This is a genomic window from Streptomyces sp. MNU76, from assembly GCF_020982545.1.
Lineage (GTDB): Bacteria > Actinomycetota > Actinomycetes > Streptomycetales > Streptomycetaceae > Streptomyces.
The window spans coordinates 429,355-441,476 of record NZ_JAJKLK010000001.1; the positions used below are offsets into that span (position 1 = coordinate 429,355).

A 12,122-nucleotide genomic window follows, 5' to 3' on the forward strand; every position below is an offset into this window, starting at 1 on the left:
GCCGCATGACACAGAAGACCGAGCTGTACGTACCCAAGGGCGCCACCGCGAACGCCCGTTACGCCGTGGACATCGACCCGAAGCGGGCCGGATGGACCCACAGCAGCCTCAGGATCGTGGAGTTGGAGCCGGGCGGCTCGCACACGTTCACGACCGGGGACAGTGAGTGGATCGTGCTGTCCCTGGGCGGCGGTTGTACGGTTCAGGTGTCGGAGGAACCGGGCAATTCGGACGGTGGCGGCATCACGGAGTTTCAGATCCTGGGCAGGGAGAGCGTGTTCGCCGGAGTCTCCGACTTCGTGTACGCGCCCCGCGACGCCCGGGTACAGATCGCCTCCGGCGCGGGAGGCCGCTTCGCTTTGGCAGGAGCGAAGTGCGAGCGACGACTCCCCGCTCGTTACGGCCCCGCGCCGGAGGTCCCCGTCGAGGACCGGGGCAGCGGCACCTGCGCCCGCCAGGTGCGCAACTTCGCCTCCGCCGACGCCTTCGAGTGCGACAAGCTGATCACCGTCGAGGTCATCACCCCCGGTGGCAACTGGTCCTCCTACCCGCCGCACAAGCACGACGAGAACCGGCCGGGGGAGGAGACCGAGTTGGAGGAGATCTACTACTTCGAGATCGACGGCCCGAACGGCTTCGGCTACCAGCGCGTGTCGCCCTCCCGCGAGGGCGGCTCCGAGGTGCTCGCCGAGGTCCGTTCCGGTGACACGGTGCTCGTACCGGACGGCTGGCACGGCCCGTCCATCGCGCAGCCCGGCCACAGCATGTACTACCTGAACGTGATGGCGGGCCCCGGCCCCGAGCGGAAGTGGCAGATCTGCTTCCACCCCGCCCACGTCGAAAGCACAGGGGGGTACCGATGAGCCCGACCTCGAACACGACCCCGGCCACGAACAAGGCCCCGGCCACGAACAAGGCCCCGGCCTCGAACAGGACCCCGGCCACGACCCGGCTCACGGTCGCCCAGGCGCTGGTCCGCTTCCTCTCCGCCCAGTACACAGAGCGCGACGGCGAGCGGCGGCGGCTGATCGGCGCCACCTGGGGCATCTTCGGCCACGGCAACGTCGCGGGCCTCGGTCAGGCGCTGGTCGAGTACGCCGACGACATGCCCTACCTCCAGGGCCGCAACGAGCAGTCGATGGTGCACGCGGCCGTCGGCTACGCCCGGCAGTCGAACCGGCTCTCCACGCACGCCGTGACGACGTCCATCGGCCCCGGCGCGACCAACCTGGTCACGGGCGCCGCCCTCGCCACCATCAACCACCTGCCGGTGCTGCTCCTGCCCGGCGACATCTTCGCCACCCGGCCGGCCGACCCGGTCCTGCAGCAGCTCGAAGTGCCGTACGCGGGCGACATCAGCGTCAACGACACCCTGCGGCCGGTGTCGAGGTACTTCGACCGGATCACCCGCCCCGAGGCGCTGATCCCGGCCGCGCTCCAGGCGATGCGCGTGCTCACCGACCCTGTCGAGACGGGTGCCGTGACCCTCGCTCTCCCGCAGGACGTGCAGGCGGAGGCGTACGACTGGCCGGAGGAGTTCTTCGCCGAGCGGACCTGGAACGTTCGCCGCCCGGCGGCCGACGTCGCCGAACTGGCCGGCGCGCTCGACGCGATCCGCGCGGCCCGCCGCCCGCTGATCGTCGCCGGCGGCGGAGTCCACCACGCCCGCGCGGAGGAGGCGCTCGCCGAACTGGCCGACGCCACCGGCATTCCCGTCGCCTCCACCCAGGCCGGCAAGGGCTCGCTGCGCTTCGACCACCCGCAGGACGTGGGCGGCATCGGCCACACCGGCACGGCGACCGCCAACGAACTGGCCCGCACCGCCGACCTGGTGATCGGCGTCGGCACCCGCTACACGGACTTCACCACGGCCTCGAACACCCTCTTCGCCGCCGACGGTGTCCGCTTCCTCAACCTCAACATCGCGCCCTACGACGGCCACAAGCTCTCCGGTCTGCCGCTGATCGCGGACGCGCGGTCGGGTCTGGAGGCGCTCGCCGAGGCGCTGGAGGTGCACGGCCACCGGGTCGCGGACGCGTACGTCGCCGAGTACGCGGAGGACAAGCAGCGCTGGGAGCACCGCGTCGACGCCTGCTACGAGGCCGACGAGCCGGACACCCGGCCCACCCAGGCGCAGGTCCTCGGCCTCCTCGACGAGATCGCCGACGAGTCCGACATTCTCATCAACGCGGCCGGTTCCCTCCCCGGTGACCTGCACAAACTGTGGCGGACCCGGTCGCGGGACCAGTACCACCTGGAGTACGGCTACTCCTGCATGGGGTACGAGATCCCGGCCGCCATCGGTGTCCGGCTGGCCGCCCCGGGACGCCCGGTGTGGGCGCTGGTCGGCGACGGCACGTATCTGATGATGCCGACCGAGATCGTCACGGCGGTCCAGGAGAACGTCCCGATCAAGGTGCTGCTGGTGCAGAACCACGGGTACGCCTCCATCGGCGGCCTCTCGGAGTCGGTCGGCGGCGAGCGCTTCGGCACCGCCTACCGGCACCGCAACCCCGCCGACGGCACGTTCACGGGCACCCCGCTGCCCGTGGACCTCGCCGCCAACGCGGCCAGTCTCGGCATGCGCGTCCTGCGCGCCAAGACCGTCCGTGACCTGCGCGCCGCCCTCGCCGAGGCACGGGCGGCCGACACTCCCACTTGTGTCTACGTGGAGACCGAAACGGCAGACACAGTGTCGGGCCCGCCTCCCGCGCAGGCCTGGTGGGATGTACCTGTGGCCGAGACCGCGACCCGCGCGTCGGCGGTCAAGGCACGCGAGGAGTACGACCGGCACGTCTCAACCCGACGCCGCCATCTGTAAGCAAGGAGTTTCTGGAATGACGAAGATCGTCAACCACTGGATCGGCGGCAAGACCGTCGAGGGCGCGTCGGGTACGTTCGGGCCGGTCACGGACCCGGCGACCGGCGCGGTCACCACCAAGGTCGCCTTCGCGACCGTCGACGAGGTCGACGCGGCGGTCCGCACCGCCAAGGAGGCCTTCGTGACCTGGGGCCAGTCCTCGCTGGCCCAGCGCACCTCGATCCTCTTCAAGTTCCGCGCGCTGCTCGACGCCAACCGGGACGCGATCGCGGAGCTGATCACCGCCGAGCACGGCAAGGTGCACTCGGACGCACTCGGCGAGGTCGCGCGCGGCCTGGAGATCGTCGAGCTGGCCTGCGGCATCAACGTGCAGCTGAAGGGCGAGCTGTCCACGCAGGTCGCGAGCCGCGTGGACGTCTCCTCCATCCGCCAGCCGCTGGGCGTCGTCGCCGGCATCACGCCGTTCAACTTCCCGGCGATGGTCCCCATGTGGATGTTCCCGATGGCCATCGCGACCGGCAACACCTTCGTCCTCAAGCCGTCCGAGAAGGACCCGTCGGCCTCCATCAAGATCGCCGAGCTGCTCGCGGAAGCGGGTCTGCCGGACGGTGTCTTCAACGTCGTCCACGGCGACAAGGTGGCCGTCGACCGCCTCCTGGAGCACCCGGACGTCAAGGCGGTCTCCTTCGTCGGCTCGACGCCGATCGCCCGCTACATCCACACCACGGCCTCGGCGAACGGCAAGCGCGTCCAGGCCCTCGGCGGCGCCAAGAACCACATGCTGGTCCTCCCGGACGCCGACCTCGACGCGGCGGCGGACGCCGCGGTCTCGGCGGCGTACGGCTCGGCGGGCGAGCGCTGCATGGCGATCTCCGCCGTGGTCGCCGTCGGCGCGATCGGCGACGAACTCGTCGAGAAGATCCGCGAGCGCGCCGAGAAGATCAAGATCGGCCCCGGCAACGACCCGACCTCCGAGATGGGCCCGCTGATCACGGCCGTCCACCGCGACAAGGTGGCGTCGTACGTCACGGGCGCGGCGGCCGAGGGCTGCGAGGTCGTCCTCGACGGCACCGGCTTCACGGTCGACGGCTACGAGGACGGCCACTGGATCGGCATCTCGCTGCTGGACAAGGTCCCGACGACGGCGAAGGCGTACCAGGACGAGATCTTCGGCCCGGTGCTGACCGTCCTGCGCGTCGACACCTACGACGAGGGCATCGCCCTCATCAACGCCTCCCCGTTCGGCAACGGCACCGCGATCTTCACCCGCGACGGCGGCGCCGCCCGGCGCTTCCAGCTGGAGGTCGAGGCGGGCATGGTCGGCGTCAACGTCCCGATCCCGGTCCCCGTCGGCTACCACTCCTTCGGCGGCTGGAAGGACTCCCTCTTCGGGGACCACCACATCTACGGCAACGACGGCACCCACTTCTACACCCGCGGCAAGGTCGTCACCACCCGCTGGCCCGACCCGGCCGACGGCCCGTCGGCCGTGGACCTGGGCTTCCCGCGCAACCACTGAGCCGCACACCGGTCCTTGAAAAGCGAGGGGCGCAGCCCCCGCTTTTCAGGGGCGCGGGGCTGTTGTCGACGTGCGGCTCCGCCGCGTGGGCGCGACAGGCCCCCACCGAACCCGCACGTCCCCACCCACCCCGCGCGGAGCGCAAAGGGGTCGAAGGGGCGCAGCCCCTGGGGAAGGGACGGGTAGGGGCGGCAGGGGCGACTTATCAGGTTGCTGTCAGCCAACGACGTACCGCACCCGCTGTATGCCGAATTCCTCCCGTACGACCGTGGGATGCCCCGCTCTTCCCCCCTGAGAGGGCCTCGGGGCACCGGCAGGGCCCCGTACCGTTGACGCATGGATCTTCGACTGACCGGCCCGCGCCTGCGCGGAGCGCTGCGGCGGAGGCCGCGGCGGACCGTCGCGGCCGCGGCCGCCGTCGTCGTGCTCGCCGGGGCCGGCACCTGGACGGCCACCGCCTCGGACGAAGCGGCGCCGGTGAAACGCACCGACCGGGCCATAGGGACGGCCGAGGGAGTGCGCATCGACACCTCGTACTTCACCTCCGGCGGTGACGGCCGTCGCCCGGCCGTCCTGCTCGGTCACGGGTTCGGCGGCAGCAAGAACGACGTCCGCGCACAGGCCGAGGACCTCGCCCGCGACGGCTACGCGGTGCTGACCTGGTCCGCCCGCGGCTTCGGCAGGTCGACAGGCAAGATCGGTCTGAACGACCCCCGGGGCGAGGTCGCCGACGTCTCGAAGCTGATCGACTGGCTCGCGACCCGCCCCGAGGTACAGCTCGACAAGAAGGGCGACCCCCGCCTGGGCATGGCCGGCGCCTCCTACGGCGGGGCGATCGCGCTGCTGACCGCCGGGTACGACGACCGCGTCGACGCCATCGCGCCCGCGATCACGTACTGGAACCTGGCGGACGCCCTCTTCCCGAACGGCGTCTTCAAGAAGCTGTGGGCCGGGCTCTTCGTCAACACCGGCGGCGGCTGCGAGAAGTTCGAGACCCAGCTGTGCGAGATGTACCAGCGGGTCGCCGAGTCCGGTGAGCCCGACGCGGAGGCCGTGAAGCTGCTGGACGCCCGCAGCCCCGAGGCCGTCGGCGACCGCATCAAGGTGCCCACCCTGCTGAGCCAGGGCCAGACCGACTCCCTCTTCCCGCTCGGCCAGGCCGACGCCGCCGCGAAGGCGATCAAGGCCAACGGCGCGCCCGTGGACGTCGACTGGATCGCCGGCGGCCACGACGGCGGCGACATGGAGACGAGCCGGGTCCAGGCCCGGACGGAGGCCTGGTTCGACCGCTACCTCAAGGACGACAAGGGCGCCGACACCGGCTCCGCGTTCCGCGTCACCCGCACCCTCGGCACCGGCTCCGGCGACGGCGAACCCCGTCTCGCCGGCACCACCGGCGACACCTACCCGGGCCTGGAGGACGACCCCACGAAGATCGCCCTCGCCGGCCGTGAGCAGAGCTTCGAGAACCCGGCCGGCGCCAACCCGCCCGGCATCTCGGCCCTGCCGGGCCTCGGTGCGGCCGGCGGCCTCGCCCAGCTCTCCTCCCTCGGCGTCAGCATCTCCCTGGACTTCCCCGGCCAGTTCGCCGCGTTCCAGTCGAAGCCCGTCACCGACGACCTCCAGATCACCGGCTCGCCCACGGCGACGGTCCATGTGAAGTCGACCAGCGAGGACGCCGTCCTCTTCGCCAAGGTGTACGACGTCGGTCCGGACGGCAGGTCCCAGGTCCTCCCGTCCCAGCTGGTCGAGCCGCTGCGCGTCGAGGGCGCCGCGTCCGGCAAGGACGTGACGCTCACCCTCCCCGCCATCGACCACGAACTCGACGACGGTCACAGCCTCCGGCTGGTCCTCGCCTCCACCGACCTCGGCTACGCCTCCCCGACCACCCCGGCGACGTACACCGTCTCCCTCAAGAGCGACCTGGCGGTGCCCACGCCGCTCGGCCGGGCCGACCGCGGCGACGTGCTGCCCGCCTGGGTCTGGTACCTGCCGATCGCCGGTGCCGCGATCGCGGCGACCCTGCTGGTCACCGGCCGACGCCGGATCGTCACCCCGGCCCCCGACCCGGCGCTCGCCGAGGTCCCCCTCCAGATCACCGACCTGAGCAAGAAGTACAAGAACGGCGACCGCTACAGCGTCCGCGACCTCTCCTTCCAGGTGGAGAAGGGCCAGGTTCTCGGTCTGCTCGGACCGAACGGCGCGGGCAAGACGACGACCCTGCGCATGCTGATGGGCCTCATCCAGCCGGACGGCGGCCGGATCCGGGTCTTCGGCCACGCGATCGTGCCGGGCGCCCCGGTCCTCTCCCGGGTCGGCGCCTTCGTCGAGGGCGCGGGCTTCCTCCCGCACCTGTCCGGCCGCGAGAACCTGGAGCTGTACTGGGCCGCCACCGGCCGTCCCGCCGAGGACGCGCACCTCGACGAGGCCCTGGAGATCGCCGGTCTCGGCGACGCGCTGGCCCGCGCGGTCCGCACCTACTCCCAGGGCATGCGCCAGCGCCTGGCCATCGCCCAGGCCATGCTGGGCCTGCCCGACCTGCTGATCCTCGACGAGCCGACGAACGGACTCGACCCGCCACAGATCCGCGAGATGCGCGAGGTCATGATCCGGTACGCGGCCGCCGGCCGCACGGTCATCGTCTCCAGCCACCTGCTGGCGGAGGTCGAGCAGACCTGTACGCATCTGGTCGTCATGGACCACGGACAGCTCGTCCAGGCGGGCCCCGTGAGCGAGATCGTCGGCTCCGGCGACACGCTGCTGGTCGGCACGGACGAGCCGGTGGACGAGCCGGTCGTCGAGAAGATCGCCGCCCTGCCGGGCGTCGACTCGGCCGTCCGCACCGACGACGGCCTGGTGGTCCGCCTCGACGCCGACGGCAGTGCCCAGCGCCTGGTCGCCGAACTCGTACGGCTGGAGGTCCCCGTGTCGTCGGTCGGCCCCCACCGCCGTCTCGAAGACGCCTTCCTCACCCTGATCGGAGAGCACGCATGAGCACGCTGACCGAGCGTGCCGAGCACGCGGAACCCGGGACCACGCGGCCCGTCGAGGTCGCCGAGGGATACCGCGCCGGCCGCACCCTCCCCGTGAGGGTCGAGCTGGTCCGCCAGCTGAAGCGCCGCCGCACGATGGTCATGTTCGGCATCCTGTTCGCCCTGCCGCTGGTGCTGCTGATCGCCTTCCAGGTCGGCGGCACACCGGGCGAGGGCAACACTCGGGTCAACCTGATGGACACGGCGACGGCGTCCGGCGCGAACTTCGCCGCGGTGAACCTCTTCGCCGCGGCGGGCTTCCTCCTGGTCATCCCCATCGCGCTGTTCTGCGGCGACACGGTCGCCTCGGAGGCCAGCTGGTCCTCCCTGCGCTATCTCCTCGCCGCGCCCGTGCCCCGCGCCCGGCTGCTGTGGTCCAAGCTCGTCGTCGGCCTCACCCTCAGCCTCGCCGCGCTGGTGCTGCTGCCGGTCGTCGCCCTCGCCGTCGGCACGGCCGCCTACGGCTGGGGCCCGCTGAAGCTGCCGACCGGCGGCGAACTCGCCGCCGGTGCCGCCGCGCAGGCCCTGGTGATCACCGTGGCGTACATCTTCGTGTCCCAACTGGTCACCGCCGGCATGGCGTTCTGGCTGTCCACGAGGACCGACGCGCCGCTCGGCGCGGTCGGCGGCGCCGTCGGCCTCACCATCGTCGGCAGCGTCCTCGACGAGGTGACCGCCCTCGGCGACTGGCGCCACTTCCTGCCCACGCACTGGCAGTACGCCTGGCTGGACGTCGTCCGCCCGCAGCCCGAGTACACCGACATGATCCAGGGCGTCTCGATTTCCATAACGTACGCCCTCATCCTGTTCGCGCTGGCCTTCCGGGGTTTCGGCCGCAAGGACGTCGTCTCCTAGGTCAACGGAAGATCACCCACCGGTCTCGACGGGCCCCCGCCGTGGCCGCTTCGAGACGGATCCGCAACACCCCGTGACGCACATCCGGGCCCCCATCGCCGTCACAGTCACAACAGTCGCCCACGGAAAGGCGACAGATGACGTGGCTAGGGGGCCCGGATGCACACGTATCGCAGGACCAGTCCGACGACGAGGCCGCGGCCGACGACACCACGACACCGGCGGCGACTCGGCACCGCACTCCTCGCCCTGGGCACGGCCGGCGCACTCCTCCTCACCGGATGCAGCGGCGGCGCCGACGGGCAGGGCGACTCCTCCTCCTCGTACGACCGGGGCAAGGGCGAGAGCCGCCCCGAGGACGGCTTCCCGGCTCCCGCACCCGAGGGCACCGGCCCCCGCGAGCAGCGCGAGGGGCGGACGGACGAGGAGTCCCGGGACATCGCCCCGACGCCCGAGGACTTCCTGTCGACCTTCGCCCTCGACGTCGACACCGCCTCCTACGGCTACGCCCGCCGCACCCTGGACGACGGCAGCCTGCCCGACCCGTCGACCGTCCGCCCTGAGGAATTCGTCAACAGCTTCCGCCAGGACTACGAACGCCCGGACGGCGACGGCTTCTCGGTGTCCGTCGACGGCGCCCGCACCGGCGACGACGCCTGGTCCCTGGTCCGCGTCGGACTCGCCACCCGGGCCGCGGGCGGCGACAGCGAACGCCCGCCCGCCGCCCTCACCTTCGTCATCGACGTCTCCGGCTCCATGGCCGAACCGGGCCGCCTCGACCTCGCCCAGGACGCCCTGCGCACGATGACGAACCGGCTGCGCGACGACGACTCGGTCGCCATCGTCACCTTCAGCGACGAGGCCGAGACCGTCCTGCCGATGACCCGCCTCGACGACGACCGGGACGAGGTCCTGGACGCCGTCGACCGTCTGGAGCCCACCGACTCCACCAACCTCGCGGCGGGCGTCGAGACCGGCTACGAGACCGCCGTCGACGGACTGCGCGAGGGCGCCACCAACCGGGTCGTACTGCTGTCCGACGCCCTCGCCAACACCGGCGCCACCGACGCCGACACCATCCTCGAACGCATCGCCGGCGAACGCCGCGAACACGGCATCACCCTCTTCGGCGTCGGTGTCGGCAGCGACTACGGCGACGAGCTCATGGAACAGCTCGCCGACCGGGGCGACGGCCACACCACCTACGTCTCCACCGAGGAGGAGGCCGAGAAGGTCTTCTGCGAGGAACTCCCGCGCCACGTCGACCTCACCGCCCGCGACGCCAAGGTCCAGGTCTCCTTCGACCCGGCGACGGTGGAGGAGTTCCGCCTGATCGGCTACGACAACCGGCAGGTCGCCGACGAGGACTTCCGCGACGACCGTGTCGACGGCGGCGAGGTCGGCCCCGGCCACACCGTCACCGCCCTCTACGCCGTCCGCACCGAGGAAGGCTCCGGTGGCGGGCACCTCGCCACCGCCACCGTCCGCTGGCTCGACCCCGACACCCGCACCCCGCACGAGGAATCCGCCGAGCTGGAGGCCACGGACCTCCACGGCGACCTGTGGGCATCTTCACCGTACGGACTGCGGGTCGCCGCCGTGGCCGCCTACTTCGCCGACGCTCTCCGCCGCGAGGGCACCAGCCGACCCGACCTCCCCGCCCGCCCCACCCTCCGTCAACTGGGCCGCCACGCCGACGACTTGGCCCGGGATCGCGAGGACAGGGACCTGTACGACCTGGCCGGGTCGATCAGGACGGCCGACACCCTGCTCGGCTAGGGGGTGTTTCGAAAGTCCCGCAGGCCGCCGCCCGCCCGGTCGCCCGGAGTCGTCCGAAACCATTGAAAATTTCTTACGCACTAGTAAGTTGACTCGTCGGTAATGAAGCGGTCGTGGGGCCCCGGGGAGTCGTGATGGGCGTACGCAAGGACTTGAACCAGGCGAAAGCGCGCGGCGGCCTCACCGACCGCGTCAAGGTCGAGGTCGTCAGGGACGCGCATGGCGTCGTGCGTGAGGCACGCACCCCCGCCCTCGCGCCCCCGCTGGGCGGCGGCAGCATCGCCGACCTCCCGTACGTCAACGCGACCGAGGCCCCCGACACGGTGGTCCTGCGCCGCGCCGACCGCCACGGCACCTTCCACCCGGTCACCGCCTCCGCCTTCGCCCGCGAAGTCACCGCCACCGCCAAGGGGTTGATCGCCGCCGGGCTCGAACCCGGCGGCCGCGTCGCGGTGATGTCCCGCACCCGCTACGAGTGGACGGTCCTCGACTTCGCCGTCTGGGCCGCCGGCGGCCAGTCCGTCCCCGTCTACGCCACCTCCTCGCCCGACCAGATCGAGTGGATCGTCCGCGACTCCGGCTGCCGTTTCGTCGTGGTGGAGACCCCCGACAACGCGGAGGCCGTCGCCACCGCCACCGCCGGGCACTCCCAGCCCCCGCACGTCTGGCAGATCGACCGGGAGGCCCTCGCCCACCTCGCCGACCTGGGGCGGGGCGTCCCCGACGAGGAGGTCACCAAGCGCCGCGCCGCCCTCACCGCCGACACGGCCGCGACCATCTGCTACACCTCCGGCACCACCGGCCGCCCCAAGGGCTGCGTCCTCACCCACGCCAACCTCCACGCGGAGGCCGCCAACACGGTCCAACTGCTCCACCCGGTCTTCGAGGCGGTCACCGGCCAGGCCGCCTCCACCCTCCTCTTCCTCCCGCTCGCCCACATCCTCGGCCGCACGATCCAGATCGCCTGCCTGACGGCTCGTATCGAGATCGGCCACTGCCCGAGCATCAAGCCCGACGAGCTCCGTCCCGCCCTGAAGAAGTTCCGCCCCACCTTCCTGGTCGGCGTCCCGTACCTCTTCGAGCGGATCCACGCCACCGGCCGCGCCACCGCCGAACGCCTCGGCCGGGGCGCCTCCTTCGACCGCGCCCACCGCCTCGGCGTCCGCTTCGCCCGCGCCTACCTGGACAAGTTCCTGGACCGGGGCCCCGGCCCGACGCCCGGTCTGTACGCGGCCTGGGCCCTGTACGACCTGCTGGTCTACCGCCGCGTGCGCAAGGAGCTCGGCGGCCGGATGCGCTACGCCATCAGCGGCGGCTCCCCCCTCGACCGCGACCTCAACCTCTTCTTCTACGCCGCCGGGATCATCGTCTACGAGGGCTACGGCCTCACCGAGACCACCGCCGCCGCCACCATCGTCCCGCCGCTGAAGCCCCGCCCGGGCACGGTCGGCCAGCCCGTCCCCGGCACCGCGATCCGCATCGCCGACGACGGGGAGGTCCTCATCAAGGGACCCATCGTCTTCGGCACCTACTGGAACAACCCGGTCGCCACCGACGCCGCCCTCACCGACGACTGGTTCGCCACGGGGGACCTCGGCGCGCTCGACGAGGACGGCTACCTCACCATCACCGGCCGCAAGAAGGACATCCTCGTCACCTCCGGCGGCAAGAACGTCTCCCCGGCCGTCCTGGAGGACCGGCTGCGCAGCCGCCCCCCGGTCGGGCAGTGCATCGTCGTCGGCGACAACCGCCCCTTCGTCGCCGCCCTCATCACCCTCGACCCCGAGGATGTCACCCACTGGCTGCACGTCCGCGGCATGTCCCCGGACACCCCGCTCTCCGAGGTCGTCGCCGACCCCCGGATGCGCGCCGATGTCCAGCAGGCCGTCGACTACGCCAACCAGGCCGTCTCCCGCGCCGAGTCCATCCGCGAGTTCAAGCTGGTGGAAGGCGAGTTCACTGAGGAGAACGGCCTGCTCACCCCGTCCATGAAGGTCAAACGCCACGCGGTCACGGCGGCGTACGCGGCGGCGATCGAGTCGCTGTACGCGAAGAGGTGAGCGACGGGCTGGACGCGTGACCGCACACGGGAAAGCGGGCCGCCGACGACTCGGCG

Annotated in this window: 7 protein-coding genes; all 7 read left to right on the plus strand. The window is 71.7% G+C overall.

Translation table 11 applies throughout. The features are described 5' to 3' along the window. The first annotated feature begins 5 nt into the window (after positions 1 to 5). The 7 genes from iolB to E4N62_RS01920 all read left to right on the plus strand — a co-directional run bounded on the left by iolB (position 6) and on the right by E4N62_RS01920 (position 12,066). Positions 6 to 863 (plus strand): 5-deoxy-glucuronate isomerase, encoded by an 858-nt coding sequence (gene iolB / locus E4N62_RS01890; RefSeq protein ID WP_230211639.1) that lies wholly within the window; start codon positions 6 to 8, stop codon positions 861 to 863. Further along, positions 860 to 2,821, plus strand: coding sequence for a 3D-(3,5/4)-trihydroxycyclohexane-1,2-dione acylhydrolase (decyclizing) (iolD, locus tag E4N62_RS01895; RefSeq protein WP_230211640.1), 1,962 nt, complete (start codon positions 860 to 862; stop codon positions 2,819 to 2,821). The genes iolB and iolD overlap by 4 nt, the downstream gene beginning before the upstream one ends. A 16-nt stretch (positions 2,822 to 2,837) precedes the next feature. Continuing rightward, positions 2,838 to 4,340: a CoA-acylating methylmalonate-semialdehyde dehydrogenase gene (gene mmsA, locus E4N62_RS01900; protein WP_230211641.1), complete on the plus strand. Its 1,503-nt coding sequence runs from the start codon at positions 2,838 to 2,840 to the stop codon at positions 4,338 to 4,340. 336 nt (positions 4,341 to 4,676) lie between these two features. Next, entirely contained in the window at positions 4,677 to 7,334 is a 2,658-nt protein-coding gene (locus tag E4N62_RS01905) for an alpha/beta fold hydrolase (RefSeq protein WP_230211642.1), read from the plus strand. Further along, entirely contained in the window at positions 7,331 to 8,227 is an 897-nt protein-coding gene (locus E4N62_RS01910) for an ABC transporter permease (protein WP_230211643.1), read from the plus strand. Before E4N62_RS01905 ends, E4N62_RS01910 begins: the two co-directional genes overlap by 4 nt. A gap of 159 nt (positions 8,228 to 8,386) precedes the next feature. Next, entirely contained in the window at positions 8,387 to 10,006 is a 1,620-nt protein-coding gene (locus E4N62_RS01915) for a VWA domain-containing protein (RefSeq protein WP_230211644.1), read from the plus strand. Between the two features lie 134 nt (positions 10,007 to 10,140). Then, the gene (locus E4N62_RS01920; protein ID WP_230211645.1) at positions 10,141 to 12,066 is read left to right on the plus strand and encodes a long-chain fatty acid--CoA ligase; all 1,926 of its coding nucleotides are present in this window, start codon (positions 10,141 to 10,143) and stop codon (positions 12,064 to 12,066) included. Positions 12,067 to 12,122: the final 56 nt, after the last annotated feature.